General features: G+C 45.4%; 13 protein-coding genes and 1 riboswitch. Of the genes, 4 read left to right on the plus strand and 9 right to left on the minus strand.

Going from position 1 to position 21,808, the window contains the following annotated elements; genetic code table 11:
* Positions 1-33: 33 nt before the first annotated feature.
* The 3 genes from AC58PV_RS02565 to AC58PV_RS02575 form a co-directional block, all read right to left on the minus strand.
* Positions 34-1,719 carry an S-layer homology domain-containing protein gene (locus AC58PV_RS02565; RefSeq protein ID WP_497430722.1) on the minus strand — a complete coding sequence of 562 codons (1,686 nt, stop codon included), beginning with the start codon at positions 1,717-1,719 and terminating at the stop codon, positions 34-36.
* Positions 1,720-1,739: 20 nt separating this feature from the next.
* Entirely contained in the window at positions 1,740-7,946 is a 6,207-nt protein-coding gene (locus tag AC58PV_RS02570) for a golvesin C-terminal-like domain-containing protein (protein ID WP_497430723.1), read from the minus strand.
* 357 nt (positions 7,947-8,303) lie between these two features.
* The gene (locus AC58PV_RS02575) at positions 8,304-10,208 is read right to left on the minus strand and encodes a golvesin C-terminal-like domain-containing protein (protein WP_497430724.1); all 1,905 of its coding nucleotides are present in this window, start codon (positions 10,206-10,208) and stop codon (positions 8,304-8,306) included.
* Between the two features lie 370 nt (positions 10,209-10,578).
* On the opposite strand from AC58PV_RS02575, the gene AC58PV_RS02580 reads away from it, so the two are divergent.
* The 3 genes from AC58PV_RS02580 to AC58PV_RS02590 all read left to right on the plus strand — a co-directional run bounded on the left by AC58PV_RS02580 (position 10,579) and on the right by AC58PV_RS02590 (position 14,818).
* Positions 10,579-12,600, plus strand: a complete 2,022-nt coding sequence (locus AC58PV_RS02580; protein WP_497430725.1) for an S-layer homology domain-containing protein — start codon at positions 10,579-10,581, stop codon at positions 12,598-12,600.
* A gap of 106 nt (positions 12,601-12,706) precedes the next feature.
* Positions 12,707-12,805: riboswitch (purine riboswitch) on the plus strand.
* Between the two features lie 60 nt (positions 12,806-12,865).
* Positions 12,866-14,290 (plus strand): NAD(P)/FAD-dependent oxidoreductase, encoded by a 1,425-nt coding sequence (locus AC58PV_RS02585; protein ID WP_497430726.1) that lies wholly within the window; start codon positions 12,866-12,868, stop codon positions 14,288-14,290.
* A 186-nt stretch (positions 14,291-14,476) separates the two neighbouring features.
* Positions 14,477-14,818, plus strand: coding sequence for a LytTR family transcriptional regulator DNA-binding domain-containing protein (locus AC58PV_RS02590; protein WP_497430727.1), 342 nt, complete (start codon positions 14,477-14,479; stop codon positions 14,816-14,818).
* 77 nt (positions 14,819-14,895) lie between these two features.
* Here AC58PV_RS02590 and AC58PV_RS02595 read toward each other — a convergent pair whose 3' ends face one another.
* The 6 genes from AC58PV_RS02595 to AC58PV_RS02620 all read right to left on the minus strand — a co-directional run bounded on the left by AC58PV_RS02595 (position 14,896) and on the right by AC58PV_RS02620 (position 20,669).
* Entirely contained in the window at positions 14,896-15,294 is a 399-nt protein-coding gene (locus AC58PV_RS02595; RefSeq protein WP_497430728.1) for a hypothetical protein, read from the minus strand.
* Between the two features lie 108 nt (positions 15,295-15,402).
* Positions 15,403-16,668: an MFS transporter gene (locus AC58PV_RS02600; RefSeq protein WP_497430729.1), complete on the minus strand. Its 1,266-nt coding sequence runs from the start codon at positions 16,666-16,668 to the stop codon at positions 15,403-15,405.
* Entirely contained in the window at positions 16,665-17,114 is a 450-nt protein-coding gene (locus AC58PV_RS02605) for a MarR family winged helix-turn-helix transcriptional regulator (protein WP_497430730.1), read from the minus strand. The genes AC58PV_RS02600 and AC58PV_RS02605 overlap by 4 nt, the downstream gene beginning before the upstream one ends.
* A gap of 852 nt (positions 17,115-17,966) precedes the next feature.
* Positions 17,967-19,049: a lactonase family protein gene (locus tag AC58PV_RS02610; RefSeq protein WP_497430731.1), complete on the minus strand. Its 1,083-nt coding sequence runs from the start codon at positions 19,047-19,049 to the stop codon at positions 17,967-17,969.
* 28 nt (positions 19,050-19,077) lie between these two features.
* Positions 19,078-19,710: a DUF2238 domain-containing protein gene (locus AC58PV_RS02615; RefSeq protein ID WP_497430732.1), complete on the minus strand. Its 633-nt coding sequence runs from the start codon at positions 19,708-19,710 to the stop codon at positions 19,078-19,080.
* A 116-nt stretch (positions 19,711-19,826) separates the two neighbouring features.
* The gene (locus tag AC58PV_RS02620) at positions 19,827-20,669 is read right to left on the minus strand and encodes a helix-turn-helix transcriptional regulator (protein WP_497430733.1); all 843 of its coding nucleotides are present in this window, start codon (positions 20,667-20,669) and stop codon (positions 19,827-19,829) included.
* Positions 20,670-20,802: 133 nt separating this feature from the next.
* Here AC58PV_RS02620 and AC58PV_RS02625 point away from each other — a divergent pair, with 133 nt between their 5' ends.
* Complete coding sequence (locus tag AC58PV_RS02625) at positions 20,803-21,798, plus strand: Gfo/Idh/MocA family protein (RefSeq protein WP_497430734.1); 996 nt, start codon at positions 20,803-20,805, stop codon at positions 21,796-21,798.
* Positions 21,799-21,808 lie beyond the last annotated feature (10 nt).

A 21,808-nucleotide genomic window follows, 5' to 3' on the forward strand; every position in this document is an offset into this window, starting at 1 on the left:
TAGAACCTGCCTACGGTCGGTGCAATAACGAGATCATTTTTGCATACCAGACAATAGATTCGAAATCACTTGCGCGCTTTCCGCACGCGTCATCAGCTCTTGCGGCGCGAATTGATTGCTGCTGCGCCCTTGAATCAAACCAACTTGTTGTGTAGCACGCACTGCGTTCTGCGCCCACTCGTGAACTTGAGCTTGATCACTAAACGAGTCGGTGTTTGACAACGTAACTTGTTCACCCTTCACATGTTCATAAGCGCGAACGACCATAACGGCCATTTCTTCACGCGTGATGGCATCGTCGGGTGCAAATGTATCTGAACTGCGTCCAAGTACGATACCCGCTTCACTAACGGCTGCGATCACCTGTGCATGCCAATCACCCGGATTTACATCCTTAAAGTGGGCACTTCCAACCGCCTTCAAACCTAAAGCTCGTGCAAGCATAGCTGCAAATTGCGCCCGTGTCACATTACCCCCAGGGTTGAACTCCGTATCTGTGACACCTTCAATAATATGTTTGGCTGCCATTTCCTTAATTACACGGCTAGCCCATAAGGAGGAAGTAACATCTGAGAATGTTTTGTCGTAAACCAGCACGGCATATGGACTGAAATGGGTGAGTTTAGCGGTCATACTACCATTTACCCAAGTGCCACCCATATGTTGAATCGTTCCGTCAGGCGCAATATAATACATGCCTAACAGATGAGTGTCCGCATTCGAATTCACTTGAAATGAAAGCACCAACGGCTCCTTAAACGTTGTGATAGGTATACGAGTTCCATCTGTTGTTACAACATGTAAGCTAAAATCATACACTTGACTTGCCGTAACAACACGGGTAGAACCGTTTGTTGCTCCTTGAACAAATTTAGCAATTTCATCCGGAGTGGCAATGATTGCCGAGAAGCTAAGTTGCGCACCGTCAACTTGTTTGCCAGCAAGAGCTCCCTGCATATGTTTGAGCGCTTCCTTGGGAATTTCAATTGTAAAATCTTTCTGCACAATGTGAAGGCTGTTTTCTCCAATCAGGTCAGTAAGACGGCTTGGCAGCAAGACCGTATTCTTACCTTCTTCCATTTGGATGGTTATCTTCCCCTTAACGGCAGCAGGCAAATCATTTTCTAGAATAATCTGAGTTGTCGATGGTTTAGGCGTTGTTGATGGTGTGCTTGAAGTTGGACTCGACGGTGAAGGATACGTCGGATCAATCACCGGTATTCGTACGCCGATACTAAATGCAGTCTGCATCTGACTACTAGACTGAATCTGCTCCAAATTACCGTTTACAGCTGTAATGCCACGTAGTTGTATCATCCCTGTTCCGCTCTTCAGTGCTTTAAAATGGATCTGACCCATCGCTTCGGTTATGGTACTTTGAACAGGAGTCTTATTTAATATGTCAAAGGTCAGACTGCCATTGATTGTATCTATAAACGCCCCGCCAAAAGTTTCGTACGAGGGAGATAGCACAAGACCATCTCCCTGTAAACTTAACTGGCTTGGATCATAATTCAGTGTAAATCCAACGCCATTCAAGTCGATAATATTCTCTCCCTTGATGATGACTTTTATGGTATCGCCTACGTAATAGCTTGTTTGGTCTGTCGTTGCTACGATTGTACTACTACTCAAAGCATGGGCTTTATGTGTATCCATCGCAGATGCCACAACGAATAAACATAGTACCGACAGAAGTATCGTTCGTACATTCCGCATCGTGCTCTCTCCCCTTTTGGTTACGGATGACTTCTCAGCAGGTTAAGCTTTTTATACACATAGACCATATCCACGATGTCGATCTTGCCGTCCATGTTCATGTCCAGTCTTGGGTCAAAATTGTTATCGCTGCTAGTCAGTCTCGAATGATTGGCGATATAGTTTAGCACCTTTTCATAAGCTTGTTCGTTCATCATAGCAACGCCGTCAATATTGGAATTGGCCACTATCATGTTGTCTTGATAATCATTTTGAGCGAACGTAAAGCTGCCGTCTTTATTCGATATCAAACTTTCCTTACGAACTTTAAATGGCACCTTGCCTGCTGCATGTTTTCCTTTAAATTTAATCTTCAGGAGTTCGACGGAGATGCCAGGCTGCGGGTTGATCTGTTCATTCAAGTGAAATTGAATGGAAATAACACCGCTCGAACTATAAACGTTGGTATAGACCGACGCTGTTACGCCAAGATTAGCCAACTGACTGCTCAGCATAATGTCAGCTGTCCCAACGTCAAGCAAGTTATTATCGTAGGAGATGCTGAAATTCCCGCCCCATACAGCTGCCGATGACATCAAACTTACTGTTGTTTCTTCCCCTGCTTCCATCATCTTGGCTTTATTGTCAAAAGAGGTATACAACGAATTCGCTGCACTCACATTCAACTTCGTTGTTGTTGTCAAGCTCTCCGTTGACCAATTGCCAGCTGCGTCTCCAGCTGTAACCTTAAATTTGTAGGAAGTATTCGCTGAAAGGCCTGTTACATCAAGCTGATATACATTGCCTCCAACGGTTTGCAGCAAAGCCCCATCTTGATAGATTTTATAATTGGTTACACCAACAAGATCGGTCGCAGGCAACCAGTTCAAAGTAGCGCTATTGTAGGTAGCATTGCTGACAGTTACATGGCCTCCTCCCGTCCATGTAGGCGGCTGCATATCTACTTGCGGGGTTGCCGGCAAATAAAATCGAATCGCATCGGCAATGATATTCCCATAGCTTGCTTTATCGGTTAATTCCACATACCCTGAAGTACCCGGAACGAGGTGATGCTTGCCAAGCAAGATCCAGTTGCCTCCTGGAACAACCCTTTGATCAACTGTGTACAGCTTGCTGCCTCCACTATAGAAAACCGTAAATTGGGCTGCACTCGGACGATTGCTGGTGCCATCTGGAAGCCAGTAATACACTTCATAATCGCCCTCCGTAGTAATTGTTGGTGTCCATTTGAATTTATGTGTGCCAGTGCCATCCCCCGAAATGGTGCTATAGTTAGCTCCGTATTTGTTAGGTTGGGCTGTTCCAAGATTCCATGTTCCTGTTCCCGTAGATACCGCATTCACATTGTCCACGATAATTTCCACGGGTTCGGTGACAGATGGCGTCGTCGGTATCTCTGGTATCACTGGCGGTGTGCTGTTAGGAAGAGCAAATTTAATCGCGTCGCCGATCACATAACCGCTGGCATTATCATTCAGTTCCACATAGCCGCTCGTCCCTTCATCAAAGAAGAAGCTGCCGAATTCTACCCACTTGCCCCCAGGTACAGTTTGATCCACATAAAATACTTGGTTGTCACCACTATAATTAATGGTAAACGGTGCAGCATTCGCTCTGTTGCTGCTGCCGTCAGGGAGCCAATAATAGACGTCGTAATTGCCGCTCACCGGGATATACGGCCTCCAGGTTAATTTATTGACGCCTGCTCCGTTCGTGGCATTCACATAACCAGTCGAGTAATATTTGGGGTTAAAGCTGGATTGCGTCCATTTCCCAGTGGCTACCGCATCACTATCATCCATGATCATGCTTCGCATGACGAATTTGACAGCGTCACCAACGATGTTGCCTGTCACGTTGTCAGAAATTTCAACATACCCTGTGGTGCCGCGCGTAAATGCATACGTGCCAAGCGAAACCCACTGTCCGCCAGGTTTACTCTCGTCCACTGTTATGGCTTTACTCGCCAAGCCATTATTAACCGTAAACGCAACGTTCTTGGCCATACTGCTATTGCCATCAGGCAGCCAGTAGTATGCCTCATATTCGCCGGATGCCTGAATATTCGGCCTCCATCTCATCTTATTGGCACCTGCTCCGCCTCCGGCCACAATGGCATAATCCGCGCCATATTTGTTGGCATTGATCGAAGCTGTGCTCCAGGTTCCCGTGAATTCCGCATTTCCATTATCGACAATGATCTCCATTGCCGGCTTCACAGGTGCAGGCGGAACAACTGGAGGTGGCGTTGTTGGAGGTACAACAATGGGAAGATCAATCGGATACGCAACAAGTTCAAAAGCAAACCCTTTCGCCGTATCTAGGTTAATAGAAATATGCTGACCGTTCACCTGGACAGGAATTTCTTCCAGTCTTGCTCCGTTCGTCGCCAGCTTGTAAGCCTTGAATTGCGTAGGATCCAGCGTTGTTGTCATACCGAACTGGGCTGTACCAAATTTGGTTAATGTGGGTCTGCTCCCTTTGCTGAATAGGACTTCACCATTCGTTAATTGGGTAAGGCTTTCCCCCGTACTTGCCGCGTCAGTCGTATGCGTTATTAGAATTCTACTGCTCTGATCTAATCGTTTACTTTCAAGCGATGATGCCATAAACGTGCCTTTGTCCACGCTGCCTTGGAAGGAGGCTGACGCTTTATCAAACGTGTAATTGTGATCATTGAGCGTTCCCGCTGCTGCCACCAAATAAGGTGTATTCACGGTATATACATCTGTCCCGATGTCGAAGATCAGCTCACCGGTATCGGAAATTAGTTTGTTCTGCTCTAAATAGGCAAGCTGCCTATTTTTAATATCCGTATCTTCGTTTCCAAGCGAGCCGATGAAAACCTGAGCCGCTTCTTTCAACGTCATCGTGGAAGTGATATTCAGTTTATTTTGCGCTGGCATATTCCCACTGGCAATTTGAGCTGGCGTCAGATCAGGGGTCACCTTATAGATGGTAAGCGGTTCTCCTGGTTTGTCGGCATAAACCGTCTGCGTATTATATAAATGAGAGACATAATAGAGGTTTTCAAGCCCAATTTGCGGCTGTGCGCCCTTCTCATCCGTGGTGCTATATGTTTTATCTCTTACAAATATAAATCGTGGATCTGCTTTTTCAATGAAGCCATTTCGGAATAACAGTGTTCCTGCATATTCAGACATGATTTGCAGAGGATCACCGAGGATCTCGAAACTCCCTAATTCCCCTATCCCAAGATTGTCGATAGCATGTGCAGGGTTATATCCAAAGTCAAACCTGTTCAGCATGTCCCAGCCCTGATAGGCGCCGACGGCTCCAGTGAAGATATCCGTTTCATCTCTGCCCTTCATCGGATAGTTGTCCTGATACTCTGTTAGAAAGAGAGGCTTGGCATATAGCTGTTTCAAAGATAATGCTGGATAGTAGTTTTCAAAACTGCCATCAATTACGTCAAATGCTTTACTTAATCTCCTCATTGACGACGGATCGTATTGGTACCCGCTAAATAACGGCTGATAGTACAGATGCGTCTCTTGAATATCAGACGCCTCGCTTCTCCAATAATCCACCATCGGATTCATAATATGATTCATACCGCCGATAACAGCCTTCACGCCGAGCGTATTTTTGAGATGGTCCTTCATATTGTTGTAGACTGCTAATGTTTTACCCGTATAATAGTCCATCATATAGCCCTTGATCGGTCCGAAGGTATTCCAAAAGGATGCCGGATAACTGGCTATAGGCAATTGGCCCTTCGATAGCAGGAAGGCATTGAAGTCATCCAGTAAGAACTTTTTAAAATCCGGTTTGGAAGGAACTAGGTTCGTCAAAAGCTGCTCATTCCATGGGCTTATGCCAATCACAGCAGGATCGTCCTTAAGCGCCAGTCCCGTTTTTTCATTCACATGGGATAACCACAAGTCGACTGCCTGCTTCCACATATCATAAGCTTGCGGAAAAAACGGAAGAAGATACTTGGAGCTCTGTCCTTCCGCATAGTTGCCGAGCCCAGGCACGTTTTTGAAATCATACAAATGGAAAACGTCAAGCTGTAAATAAATGCCTCTCTTCTTCAATTCAAAAATAAAATTGTCAAGCAGTTTAACCTTCTCCAAATCAAGCTCAACCGCCCCTGAAGTTGGTGTCTTAAACATACCCGGTGCCCACGTTTCCATGGAATCCTGGCCATGGATTCTTACAATGTTATATCCCATCCCAGCCAGTCTGTCCGCAATAATTACGGCTTCAGCAGGTGTTGGAAACGACATGTTCCAATTGACATTGGGTCCGAAGAAACGAACGGTTTCTTCAGGCTTCCCTTCAAAATGCAGATCTCCCTCTGCATCCATTTGGATAAACCCGTATTGTCCTGCTGGGCCATTATTCATCCCCGATAGGTCAAGCGCACTTCCGGGTACAATGGCTGCCGTCGTATCAACCTTGCTCCACGCGCTTTCGTAGCTCCCCATGTCAAATCCACCGTTATTCGGTACGGGAAGACTATCCAAATCTTTATTCAAACCGGCATCGATCCCTGCATTCACAGCTGGGGACGTGGCAAGCAAATGAAAATCCGATTTCTCCACCGAAACAAATTGGGGATCACTGGCGATAGAATGGCTTTCTTGCGACTTGTCAAAAGAATAATACCCTGCAGCATTACCCACAATATGCCCGAAATCATAGACGTGGGAAGCTCCATTTTGCTTCCAATAGATCGCATTACCCGAAGTTTGGTACATAAGATTGTAATCTGACACGTAGTTGGTAAGTGCAGACCCACTGTCTAGATCGATGGCAACTGCATAATCTGCCGAATTCAATGCAAGGATATTATTTTTCACCTGTAAGTTATCTACCGTGACACCACCAACTACCTTGAGTCCAAGGGCAGCTTCTTTCCCCGCACTGCTAGTAAATTTGGAATTGGCGATCGTATTATTCATGATTTTCGAGCCGCTGATACTGCCGTTCGAGTTCTCCAGCAGAATACCATGGCTTCCTGCATCAAGCGTATACATTTTCCCCGTATCAAAAATTAAATTCTCATGGATCTGATTGGAAGCAGCATCGCCATAATCAGTCTTGAGCTGTATACCCGTCCGCCAAATACTGGACAGTTTATTATATCTGATGATGTTTGAATTAGAGGAATTAACCACAATTCCCGTGCTCTTCATACTTCCTCTGGCGTTGGTTCCGTTCTTCCCTTTATAGAAGTCCCTGCCGATGTCGGTCACTGTATTGTAATCAACGGTATTCATTGAAGGCTTTGAAAGGGTATTGGTCCCTCCAACCTCAATTCCTGTAAGTTCCCCATCATCCGAGCTTAACTTCCCGATGGCACTTACTTTGTTATACGATACAGTACCTCCAATGGAACCGCTTTCAATCCAGATGCCTCTTGAATTCATATCGTATACATTGTTGTAACTTATCGTGATCGCCGAGGATCCGTTTACCCTAACACCCGCACCATCTGCGGCATGGATATCGTTACCTTTTACAATCACATTCGTACTGCCAGGGGCGATGTAGGTTACTTCCTCCATGCCTCCAGTTAATTCAAGGTTGTTTACCTCCACATAACTCTGGGAATTGGAATCAAATGCTCTTGCTGGTCCTGACACAATTTCCGTTACATTCTGGCTAGGTATCCCCTTTGACGGTTTATAGTAAATGTAATGATTTGCTACATCTAACGCCCATGATCCGTTAACGAGAGTTCCTTTCACAGGGCCTGGTAGGAGGGAGTCCTGCATTTTACCCTTTAATCGTCTGCCATTTTCTAAAAGTATCGTTGGGGAAGCAGCTGACCCCGGCAGCGTCGTATAATATTCGCCATTTGCATTCGGCCCCAGCCATACCGTTACTGGATTTGCACCAGAAATTTTCGGTTTTGGAAGTGAAGAAGCACCGTATGCGTCAAAAACGATATGATTTGAACTCGTACCAGAGCTTGAAGGTTTTAAAGCCGAGCCCAACCAAGTCTCTCCTCTTTTGAACAGCACCTTATCACCAGGGGCCAGAATTTGACTATTCACCCGGTCCAATGACCGCCACGGCGTTTCCGTTTTCAAACCATCATTAGCGTCATTTCCAAGCGTAGCATCAACGTAATACACGCTTACACGTGGCGTCACCTCTGCCTTTGCAGGCGTGGCACCGCTGAATAACACCGCATTTACAGCGAATATAAAGATCATGAACCCTGAAATGACTTTCAATATAGACTTGCTCATTTATACAGCCTCCTTATTCAAATTCCCCTTAGGATCGGTTCATCGTTTCTAACGCCTCGAAAATCAATCACCCCTCTCCATAAAACTAAATTGCTGCTGTTAGCTATAATCAAATCAACCCTGTGAATTAGACTGAAATCGCTTTCAAACAGCCCTGTCAAATGGTTTCAATACTCGCCTATTGCCGTTAGGCAGGCGTATTCTTCACTTATTTTATCACCTGATAAAACCACTTCGGTATACACAAACCTTTCAATAAATGTACCAATTCTTGTTCTTCTGCAGCATTATATTTCCAATTCAATACGAGGAGACAAAAAGGGTGAATCAGCTTTCGCTCATTCACCCTCTCTTTATTTAATGTGCAACAAATTTAACAGCATCCGCAATTACGAATCCCGATGTTGACGAATTGCTAATAACAACATTCCCCGAGGTTCCTGCATGGAAGGTGTAACTTCCTATGAAGTTCCACTGTCCCCCGTTTGCCTGCTGATTAACTGTCGTACTGGTTGTTCCGCCAGCATGGTTTACCGTGACCGGTACGTTATTGGCTCTGTTCGTATCGGCATTCCACCACATATACACATCATATGTATTTGAAGTGACAATAGCAGGCGTGAACGTCACGCTCATTGAGCCTTTCCCTGCATTGCCGTCATGCAGATAGTCAGTGCCATATTTTTGGGGGCTAAAAGAACTTGCCGTCCAGGTTCCTGTCTTCGTCACTTTAGTCGAATCACTGTTATCGATTAGAATTGTAGGATGCTCATATCCTCCTATGCTTGGCGGATTGTTCCTTGCGTTTTTATAAAAATCTTCTGAAACATCCGTTACATTATTCTTGCCCTTAGCAATACATGGAGAATGGGTCTGTAGCTTGAAATAGTCAGGTCCGAATGTGCCGCCGACAAGCAGAGGATCCCCAATAACATCATTCCCTTTCGAGGCAACTCCGGTGACAGCGCTGGACCAACAGTTATTGGAGAAGACCAATCCTGATTTCTGATCTACATTTTGTAAGGTACCCGAACTTGATTTGAAAATATTATTTTCTATCCTTGTGTTGACATGATTGGCACCACCGGTAATCGATATATTCGTATTTGTTGCATCAATAAACGTATTGCCAGCAATAAGATCGTTATTCAATGAGGTACCTGTGGCTAATCCCGTATTCCAGTAAGCAAAATTTTGGCCGTTCCCTTTCAGAAAATTGTTTATAATTTTCCTGTTATGTCCTGCTGGATAACTGAGATAAGGCTCATCCGCTATGGCAATCCCCATCGAAGAGCCGGTACCTCTCAAATAAATCGGATTCCCCGTATTATAGATCATATTGCGCTGGATGGTGATATAACTAGCCTTGTCTACATAGACCCCCAGTGCATAATTATCATAGATAGCGCTATCCTCTAACACTACATCATGGGTATCATTCCAGAAACCAATGCCCTCCCCCCAATTGTTATATACTTTGCTGTTCTTGATTGTGCCATTGGAGCTATTCTTGATCATGAGAATTAAAGGCCAATCCATTTGGCTTGATAACCTGCTGAAACGCCCATAATTGGCATTTTCCCACAATTCATTGCCATCCAGGGTAAAATTATCAACATTTTCTACTAACACAGCCAAATTGCGGTTGTCATGAATCTTACTATTTGTGATGTTAATATGTTGATATCCGGGGCTGCTTGAACTGCCAGCATAAATCCCCTCACCATAAGACTCCTTTATTTCAAGTCCGTCAATGTCGATATAATTTGCCGTAATTCTCAACAAAGCATTCCAGGAAAAAGTGAACTGCTGCCCCGTATTATATGTCACTCCATCATTAGTAACAGGCGGCCCCATATAAGTCATTGTTTCAAGACTAAGAGGGTGATTCGGGTACGTATTCTGACCGGAAATGACCGGTGTTTCCCCTGGGTATGCCATGAGCGTGATCGGGTTGCCACTTGTACCAGAAGTCGCCATCGTGATCGGTGATGTTATATTGTACGTCCCTCCCCTTACAATAACAGTAGAGCCCGGACCAGCAGCTCCCGCCATGTCAATTCCCTTTTGAATGGTAGCAAAGGGCTGGCTCGATGTACCTGGATACGTGTTATTACCTGTAGTGGCAACATAATAAGTCGTACCAGCAGCCTCAACCTCCGTCTGACTGACGATTCCAGCAACAATCAGCCCAACCACAGTTATAAGAATTACAGAAAAGACGAATGAAGCCCTTTTTTTCATGTTCTTTGTCAACATCATCTACGCTCCTTTTTCTGTCGAATTACTTTTGAACATCTTTTTAATCATTTTCAATGGCAGCATGAGCACATACTTCAGAAAGCGTTTTCAAAAAAAAAAAAAAAAGACAAAACATCTCTCCCTTCTGTCAGCTGTTGTTCTATCACCTCTTTCCCCTGTTTCTTTTATTATATGGTTCAACGGATGAAGTGCTGTATACATAAAAACTACAATAAATGTATCAATTATTGTTATTCCATAGCGTTTAGGTAAATCTCACTGCAAATTTCTAGCAATCCAGCCCCTCGGGTGTGCGGATTTTATATTGAATAATCTCTTCCCTCATGAAATAATCAACATAATATCTGTAAAATAAAGGGAGAGTGTTCAGTTGAAAAATGTACGTTTCATAGGTTGCTTACTCGTAGTACTCATGAGTGTCACGTCGACTGCCTTACCTGTTACAGCTCAAATCGCGCTAGATCCTGTGCAGACGATTTCGCCGATTCCAAACCTAAATCCAAACATGAAGGACCTCACCATTTTCCAGAATTCTAGCTTCGTACAATTAAAATGGAAAGCTCCAACAATCGCAATTTCGTATATTGGCACTCCTACCGTCGCGGCCGATAATACCATTTACTTCTCATTTAACATTCTAGCTGGAAACGGAATTGCAGCACATTTCCCTGACGGGACGAAAAAGTGGCGGATTGCTGTCGATGAACAAATCCTGACATCGCCTGCTATCGATAGAGAAGGCAACATTTATGTCGGTACTGGCCGAGCAGGCAGCCCAGGCAAGTTGATGGCATTTCGATCAGACGGAACATTAAAATGGTCATTTACAACAGGTGATCAAGTGGCGTCATCTCCAATTTTTGGAACGGACGGCACGATTTATGTCGCATCGAAAGATGGCATTCTACATGCTCTAAATTCTGTGGATGGCACGGAAATCTGGTGGCTCGATATGGAGGTTAAAGCCCAGGCGAAGCTGGCTCTTGGTCTTGATAGCACCATCTATGCAACAATGGGCACGAAATCCCTTTATGCGATCAAGCCAAATGGGACGAAGAAATGGACATTTCCAGTAGGCGGTTTAGCAACATCAGCACCTACGATTGGGTTAGATGGGGCCATTTATGTCGGATCTGATGATCATAACCTTTATGCCGTTTCACCTAATGGAACAAAAGAATGGGAATTTAATCAAGGCAGTATCCTATACTCGCCATCTGTCGGCCACGACGGAACTGTTTATTTCGGATCGCAGGATGGAAAACTCAACGCATTACGACCAAGTGGCGTTCTAAAATGGCAATTCGATGCAGGCGGTACGATGACCCCGCCAGTTGTCGGGCCTAATGGTCTTATTTATACCAACTCGTCAGCAAATAAAGCCATATATGCCCTTAGCCCTGCTGGTACCATTCAATGGCAATACAAAATTGCCACTAATGAGATTATGCCTTTATTCATAGGACATGATGGGACCCTCTATGAAGTATCCACTATATTTGCTGAACCGGACGAAATTAAGTCTCAGGGCTTATTAGACCTGTTTGTTTTGTACATGTATGCGCTCAAAGTACCTGTAACATCTCTAACAATGAGTCAAACCACACTCCATCTTCAAGAAGGAGAACGGGTCTCACTCAGCGCCGCGATTACACCCAGTTACGCATCCAATCACATGATAACTTGGAAGAGCAGTAATCCAAACATTGCAGCCGTGGACGCCAACGGGCAAGTCAGTGCAATCATCCCTGGAACAGTAACCATTACTGCTACTTCGGGAGATGGCTTATCTGCGCAGAGCAAAGTCACTGTTACAGAAGGAACAGGCTCTACAACGACTACAACTGCAGATACAAGTCCCTTTACTGACACGAAAGGACATTGGGCAACTCCTGAGATTAGCATAGCCTACGAACGTAAAATCGCGAGCGGCTATCCAGATTTTTCTTTTAAACCGAATGCTAGCATCACGCGTTCTGAATTTACGGTTATGTTAATGAATGGGCTGAAGCCCAATTTAGTTGGTGTACCTCTCACTTTCACTGATACGAACTTGGTAGAAGATTGGGCAGTACATTCTGTCAAACAAGCCGTTCAGCTTGGCCTCGTCAGCGGATATCCCGATGGCACATTCCGACCGACAGCCAACATTACCCATGCTGAAATGATTTCCATGGTCGTAAAAGCACTGGGTCTCCCTCTAATAGCGGGAATTCCAACAGGTTATGCTGATGATGCCGACATTCCAGATTGGGCTAAACCAGCGGCCGTCATTTCTAGCAAAAACAATCTACTCGGCGGTACCCTAGGAAATAACTTTGCCTCATCTATGTTGGCTACTAGAGCAGAGGCCGTTGCCGCCATTGTTCGAATGCTCAATGTAAAGCCATAAGACATACATCTATTTTTCCTCCTACAATTTTCACGAAATTTCACGAACATTTATTAATTGACAACGAATAATGTTCGTATTATGATAGTCAAGGCAATGACAATCAGCCACATAACTATGAATCGTTCGTATATCCTCAAGAATTGGCTTGGGGGTCTCTAGAGGAAGCCATAACTTCCTAGCTACGACGGGTGCTCTTTTTCGCATACCCGTGTGGCTAGGTTTTTTTGCGTCCAAAATGACTGTTCCAGAGGAGAATTCTGCTATGAAAGCTTATGATTTTATCGTTGTTGGTGCAGGACCTGCAGGTATTTTTGCTTGTTATGAGATGACATTGCTTCACCCTAACGCGAACATTCTACTCGTTGACAAAGGCCACGATATTTACAAGCGCAGTTGTCCAATTCTTGAGAATAAAATCAAACTTTGCCCTCCGCCCGCTGGTAAAAAGGACTTCTCCGGGTGTCTGCCGGCGTGTTCCATTACCTCCGGTTTCGGAGGTGCTGGAGCCTACAGCGATGGTAAATTCAATATCACAACGGAATTCGGTGGCTGGATGACTGATTATTTGGCCCCTAGTAAAGTCATGGAACTGATCCGATATGTAGATGGTATCAATCTTCAGCACGGTGCTACAGAAAACATTACCGATCCAACTACAGAAGCTGTGAAGGATATTGAGCAACGCTCCTATGCTGCTGGCTTGAAACTGCTTCGCGCTCAGGTTCGTCATCTGGGTACAGAGCAAAACCTTATGATTCTTAAATCCATCTATGAATATTTGAAAACACGCGTTGATATGCAGTTCAAAACAGAAGTCGAAGATATCATCACAGTGAAAAAAGAAGATAAACATATCATTCAAGGCATACGTTTAAAAGATGGAACGGAGCTTCTAAGCAACTATGTTATGCTCGCTCCAGGTCGTGACGGTTCGGCTTGGTTAACGCAAGTCCTCAAGAAGCGCCGTCTCAAAATGTCCAACAATCAAGTCGATGTTGGTGTACGTGTAGAAACCTCGGATGTCGTCATGCGAGAAATTAACGAACATTTATATGAAGGTAAATTTGTGTACAACACTTCGGTTGGAACTCGCGTTAGGACTTTCTGCAGCAATCCATCAGGACATGTTGTTGTTGAGAATCATAGCGGCATCATGGCCGCTAATGGACATTCTTATAAGGATCCTGCACTTGGGTCGAGCAACACGAATTTTGCGTTACTTGTTTCTCATAAATTTACAGAGCCATTCGACAAACCGAATGAATATGCTAGAGAAATATGTAAGCATGCAAATGACTTATCTAGCGGCGGCGTCATCGTTCAGAAGTTCGGAGATATTATGCGTGGACGAAGATCTACAGCAGAGCGGATTCGCGAAGGCTTCTTAGAACCAACACTTTCTGAAGCAGTTCCAGGTGATTTAGGTTTAGTTCTTCCCTACAATACAATGAAAAGCTTAATCGAAATGATCCACGCACTCGAAAAGGTGACCCCAGGTATCGCCTCCGAGCATACGCTTTTTTACGGAGTTGAAGCGAAATTTTACTCGGCTCGTCCTAAATTGAGTGAGAACTTTGAGACAGAAATCAAAGGTCTCTTCTGTGGCGGTGACGGCGCAGGTATTACCCGTGGCTTAGCACAAGCAGGTGCCGCTGGTGTATGGGTTGCTCGTAACATTCCACTGTAAGTTATTTCCGAGGAAATAATTGTTCGTTCGTCATAATCAGTGAAAAACCAACATTTTCTACTCCCTGAAGAGAATTATGTTGGTTTTTCTCCATGAAAAAAGCCTTCCCATGCCCCGCATATTATGGTAAGATAAAACCGTCTCACGTTATGTAAGCGTTATCATTTTAAGAAGGGGGCAGATAAAATGAGTGTAGCGCTCGAAGTAAAGAATACCTATGAGGACTTTATATTAGAAAAGGACATCATGTATTTCCGCGTTGGTGAACATGGCCTAGTCTCCTTTCATGGGAAGAACTACCATATTAAGAAACGCCTTACTACAGAAGAGATCCAAAAAATGACCTCAAATAGCAGTTTTTTTAAAGTAAACACCGATTGTTATGTGAACACTCGTAAAATTCAACATATTGGGGACGGCAAAGTATACTTCGAAGTGAGAGGATCCGATTCCAAGTACACGACAATTACCAAACTTCGCCAGCACCGACTGAAAGAAATTGTTATGCAACAAAAGGCTGAAGCCTAAGCCCAACCGAATATAAGTGCAGTGCCAAAAAAGGAGCCAAGCGAATGCATCGCTAGCTCCTTTCTTGCCTTACCGCATTATGAAATTTTGCTTAGTGCCTCTTGCTGATGCTCACGGATCAGAAAGCGTATGTAATCGACGGTTGTATCTTTCACTTTTTTGGCTTCTTCCAACGTAGCAAAACTGTATTCAGCATAATCCGTGCTTTCATACTTGTTCAACTCTTCATTGTTCATGCCAAGCGTGGAAAAGTTATGAATGAGCTCATAGGATGTTTTCGAATCCACATTTTTCACAAAAATATCTTTCGAAAAGAAAGAACCTTGTTTCTCTACCTTAAAGATAACTCGAAACGGCTTTTCCTTATCCGAAACAAAACATTTAATGACAACGTCGATTTCCATCGTTTTATAATCCACCGTGTGCTTCGGTTCCTGCATTGGTTTCTGCATCCACTTCTTCAATATTCCCAGCACAAGATCCCTCCTCACACATGAACTTATCTCATATTGTAGCGAATCCCTAGTTAATTGACAACCCAAATGATAGAAACTTTATCATATAAAAGGTTAAATCCACTCTTTTTATGCCACTTCCTGCTCCTTCAAAGACTGCATGACTAGTGACGATTTATACTTCCAAGTAATGAACAAGCACAGCAATCCCGTTAGAACGCCACAAGTAACGAATGCACCATTTGCCCCAAATCGATCCGCTATGAACCCCGAGAACAGACTGCCAATTGGCGTAGAACCCGCAAATACAAGGGAATACACACTCATGACACGCGCACGATACTCATCCTTCGCATACATTTGAAGCGCCGAGTTACTATTGGTTGCGAATAAAATATTAAAAAATCCCGTACACGCAAGAAGCGTGCCACAAACCCAAACGGAACCGCTCAGTCCATTAAGAATTAAACATACGGCAACCATGCAGCTCGCTGCCATACTCAACTTCAGCTTCGGCCCGCGCTTACTGCGAAACGACATTGTCAGAGCCCCTGCAAGTGAACCTACGCCCAAACAAGACATCAACGTACCATAAGTCGTCTCTCCCATGTGCAGGACATTTTTGGTAAACACAGGAATGAGAATATTAAAGTTAAAAGCGAGGGTACCAATAACGGTTACTAGCATAACAGTTGGCGAGAGAATCGGATCCTTGGCAATATAAATGATACCATCCTTAATTTCCTTCAGAATCCCTTCCTTCGCTCTCAACTTACGTACGTAAGGCGCTGCCTCAATATGAATGAGACCATAAAGCACAGCTATAAAGCTGATCCCGTTGAGTAGAAAGCACCACCCTGCGCCTAACCAAGCCATCATGACTGCGCCAATCGAAGGACCTACAATCCTCGCCATATTAAACGTCGTTGAGTTAAGAGCAATCGCATTCATCAGATCTTCTTTACCCACGATTTCCACATTAAAAGCCTGCCTTGTAGGCATATCCAGCGTATTATTTAAGCCAAGTAGCAAGGCTAAGACCAGGATATATTCATACCGAACCGTATCCGTCAGTACCAAAGTGGCCAGAGCGAATGCAAGGATCATCGATACTGTTTGAGTCGCGATAAGGATATTCTTCTTAGGAAATTTATCCACGATAATGCCGGCAAACAGCGAAAACAATAGAATAGGCAGAAACTGGCACGCAGCAACAATCCCCAGTTTAAGCGACGATCCCGTCAGCGTGAGAACAAGCCAGGATTGCCCGATGTTTTGCATCCATGTTCCAATTAGTGATACACATTGTCCTAACCACATATAGCGATAATTCTTGTGTGTCAACGCATGGAAATGGCGATCAATGAACACAGCCCCCGCAGCCCTCATATTCATTCTTCTACCTCATCTTGTGCGAAGTGAGCGGCATTGTGACCCATTTTCTCCAAAATCGTAAGGGCCATCCCCTTCTCTTCCTCCGACATGCCGAATGTTAAACGCTCACGCCAATCCGTGAGTACTTTGCGCACATCTTCTTTAATTCCACGTGCTTTGTCTGTCAATAAAACCTCGTAGCACCGTTTATCTTTTTGGCTGACCGTACGGGTGATGTAACCTTGCTCTTCTAGCTTTTTCAGCGCTTTCGCCGTCGTGCCTTTATCGATTTTCAAATAGTCCGACAATTCCTCTTGCGTCAAGCCATCCTCTTTGTATAACGCATTGAGGAAAATATGCTGACCTCTACCGATCTCGAACTGCTTCAAGTGGTCACCGATATACATCTGCCCGTACCGGTAAATCAACGAGACCCACCTCGGAATCGAATTCCTCGTTTCAATCATCGCAACAGCCCCTCCTTGTTCTGAATGTATGGCTATAATAAAACTAATTATTACTTAAGTAACTACTCCTTAACTATCTATATAACTACTCCTTAACTACCTCTTAACTAACTATTTAACTGACTTCTACTTAACTAAATGCTACTTAACTGACCTCAACCTCAAATTAACTAACTTCAAATTAACTAAACTGTTAAACTGGCTACGACTTAGCTAATATTTGATAAACGGATTACACTAACTAAACCTGATAACACTCTTACCGCCGAATCGTTGCACTTGCCACTAATTCAGTGTACGCCGAAAACGTTGCATCCGCAACTAATTTTTGGCGGATATATTTGTCCGGCGGAGTGTGGCGGGGGACGATGACAGCTGGCGAGCGATTTGGCTTGCTTAGTGATGATTTTCATCACTAACTTGGAGCGTGGCTGATGAGGGCGGCGATTTCGCTTGCTTAGTGATGATTTTCATCACTAAGTTGGAGCGTGGCTGGCGGAGGGCGGGGATTTGGCTTGCTTAGTGATGTTTTTCATCACTAAGTTGGAGCGTAGCTGGCGGAGGGCGGGGATTTGGCTTGCTTAGTGATGTTTTTCATCACTAAGTTGGAGCGTGGCTGGCGGAGGGCGGGGATTTGGCTGGCTTAGCGATGATTTTCATCAGTAAGTTGGAGCGAGACTCTCTTTTCTACTGTAAGCGTGTTTTTCAACGTTACAGCGACTCGCTCAGCGGTGGCGGGCTTTTTCTTCTGCTGTAAGCGCGTTTTTCATCGTTACAGCGCACAGCCAACAAAAAGAAGGGGCAAGTCGAAACTTGCCCCTTCTTTCGCCTAACGCTGCGCGTTCAGCGCTTTTAGAGAAATTGCACGCAAACCGGTCGCGATACCGCTACGGTTCGCTCTGTTTCTTGCAGCATCCCTGTCTCCGCATCCCTGCGGAAGACAACGATGCTGTTGGAGTTCTGGTTCGCCGCAAGCAGGAATTCATCCTGCGGCGACAGCGCGAAGTTCCGCGGCCATTGGCCCCGCGTCGACTGCCAACCCACGACCGACAGCGTGCCGCTGTCTCGGTCGACCGCATAAACCGCGACACTGTCGTGTCCGCGATTCGATGCGTACAAGAAGCGGCCATCCTCTGCGAGGTGGATGTCCGCGCAATAGCTGACACCGCCGAAGTCCTCCGGCAGTGTCAACAAGCTTTGGACCGCGGCCATGCGGCCCGCGTCCGCCTCATAAGACAACACGGTGACCGTGTTGTCCAGCTCATTGATCGCGTACACGTACGTACTGTCCGCGTTAAACACCACATGGCGCGGGCCCGCGCCCGGCTTGACTCCCGCTCCGCCATGCGGCAGCAGGTCGCCGCTCTCCGCATCAATGCGGCTAACGACCAGCCGATCAAGGCCGAGATCGGCCGACACAGCAAACCGATTGTCCGGAGACAGGACAATCGAGTGCGCATGCGGCGCCTCTTGGCGATCCGCTTGCGGTCCAAGCTCGCCTTCATGCTTGATCAGTTGCGTATGCTCACCCAAACCGCCGCCAGCCTCAACGGGAAACACCGTTACATCGCCGCTTAGGTAATTCGCAACATACACCTTGCGGCCTGTCGCGTCCAAGCTAATGTAGCAAGGGGCAGAGCCATCTGCAGGCTGTTGGTTGATTTTGCTCAACCTCCCCGTACCCGCTTCAATCGCATAGGCTGCTGCAGAGCCTCCAAATCGTCCTTCGTATGAATCCGTTTCACTTACAGCGTACAAGACGGTTTTATCCTTGTTCACCGCTAGAAACGAGGCATTCGGCAAATCGCTATACGTTTCAACCAGCGTCAACTCACCATTTTGCCTATTAAAACTATATAAAGAAATGCCCACCGGATGCTGATCATCCGTATATGAACCAACATACACATATGCCTGTGCCATTGTGTTTACCATTACCCATCCTACCTCCCATTTTCCCCTATCAGTTATCTTCCACATGCCTTCGCTTGCCAAAAGCCGTCACACACATCGCAATAATCGCTCCATATAGGGCAAGCTCCATATCATGCTGTGCATCCCACGGGTCGCCTTGCGCACCAACGAATAACGTGCCGAGCTCAGGTGCTACGATCATGGCAACCCACATTTCGATAAGCTCATAGAACGCGCCCATAGCCAAAACGATAACACACGTCATCACATAAATCCATCTTCTTCCAAGTGTTGTCAGGCATCTTAAACCTTCATAGATGGGATAGGCGCACAACAATCCGAAACTGAAATGAACAAGCCGATCGAAGTGATCCCGCTCAGACCCGAATAGACTGCGCAACCAGGGATCCAACCATGTCCCGTTATATGAAAAGTGTGCCCCTACGCTATGCAACAACAGGAAACTTGCCAATAAGCCATATGTTAGATTTGAAAATGCAAAGACCCTATACGTCGCGATAAATCCAAGCAATGCTGCCCATGTCAACAGATTTTCTAGCACCCAATCCCCACGACTATGCGGCGCAATCGCCAACCATCCCCACACAGCAAGCCACACCGCCAAGATCATATGCAATACCCGATTGGTTTGAAAAGATTTCTTACCGGCTTGACTATACATCTACGCAGCCCCCTTATCGCCTTGATAGACTAAGGGTACCGTTCAAGCCTGACTTCCAAAAGTACTAACTTTCTCTAGTACCAACTAACTCAACGCGCGTCCAACCCCCTCCTTAACTATAAGGGGCCTTTCATATACAGACTGCGAAACTCGCTCGGTGTCATGCCTTCATGTTCGTGAAAACGCTGATTGAAATAGCTGGCAGACGTATAACCCGCAACACTTGCGATATCCTTGATCGGCCAATTTTCTTTCTCAATTAACCGTTGCTTAGCGAATTGGATTCGGCAAAGTGTGATGAACGACAGCGGTGTCATCGATGTGGCTTTTCGAAATATTTTGCAAAAATAATACGTACTGACCCCCGTCTGCTCCGCCCACTCCTCCAGATTAAACGGCTCGCAGGCTCTTCGCTGCATCTCTGGAAGCAAGGCTAGAATCCGATCTACGGATTCCGTCCCTCGATTGACCGTTAAAGGTGAGGCATAGCTCATGAATTCGCACAAAATCATATACATCAGCGTGCTTAGATGCGTCGGTCGAAGTATTTGATGTGCTTCCGCTTCTAGGAGCAGTTCATTGAATGCTTTCTCAAGCTCAGCGCTTCTTTTTAACGTCCATAGATTGCGTAGAAATCCCTTCTCCAATAGGAACTCCTTGATCTGATCCCCATAGAAATGTACCCAACGAACATCCCATGGATCATCTTTCGAACTATAATAACGCTGCTCTTGATAGGGCGGAAATAAGAAGGCATCCCCCTTTTGCAAGGTGTGCAGTTGGCCCTCAATCTCCACATACCCTTTGCCCGCGATGACAAAATGCAAACTATACGTTGACCATAAACCCTCTGGCCGTTCAACGTCGTGATGGGGCTCTTCGTTATACCAGCCAACGGATTCAGGGAATAAGAAATACATAGATTGCTGTAATTTAGGTAACATAACATGTCGGCGCATCGAACGACCTCCATCCCTAATGACAATATTACGATAGTTGATTCAATATATTGTTATATTCATTTTAAATAACTCAATTTATAATAGCAATATAACGTTACACATTCCGCTATGAAAAAGGAGAACTACGAATATGACTAAACTACGTTGGGGAATTCTGGGCTGTGCGGGTATTGCAATCCGTGCCTGTATCCCGGGGATTCAGCAATCGCAAACAGGTGTTGTAAGCGCAATCGCAAGTCGCAATTTGGAAAAATCACAAGAAGTAGCCGCTAAGCTCAATATTCCGACAGCCTATGGCAGCTATGAAGAATTGATTGCGGATCCGAATATTGATGCGATCTACATCCCGCTTCCGAACCATTTGCATAAAGAGTGGACGATTCGCGCAGCGCAAGCAGGAAAGCATGTCCTCTGCGAGAAGCCGGCTGCACTGACAGCAGCTGAAGTTGAAGAAATGGTTACCGTTAGTGAAGAAGCTGGCGTACTGTTCGCTGAAGCTTTCATGTACCGCCATCACCCACGCTACGAGCGTGTGAAGGAAATCATGCTATCGGGCGAAATCGGAGATATTCGGGGTATTCACGGGACATTTACATTCAGTAATCCAAATGATAGCAAAAATGTTCGTTTCGTCCGAGAATGGGGCGGCGGCTCGGTCTATGACGTGGGCTGTTACCCGCTAAGTGCTGCTAGATTCCTGCTAGAACGTGAACCAGAGGCTGTTACCACGCATGCTTTCTTCTCACCAGAACATGATAACGTCGATATGATGATGTCCGGACTTGTTGAATTCAGTGGCAATGTAGCCCTCACATTCGATTGTGGGATGTGGGCATCGTTCCGGAATACACTTGAGATTCTAGGTTCCAAAGGACGGATCGTGATCCCATCGGCATTTGTTACACCAACTGAGGAATCCGGTCATTTCCAAGTTTTTGTTGGCAACGAGCAACGGGAAGAAAAAGTTCCTTACCTTAACCAATACGCTCTGCAAGTTGACGATATGGCCTATGCGGCTTGGGGTGAGAAACCGCAACGCTTCCCTGCGCGTGATGCGATTCTGAATTTGAAAGTCATCGACGCTTGCTTGCAATCCGCAACAGAACGCGCGCGCGTTCAGCTGTAATCATTCATAA

This window comes from Paenibacillus sp. J22FR83 (assembly GCF_059691955.1).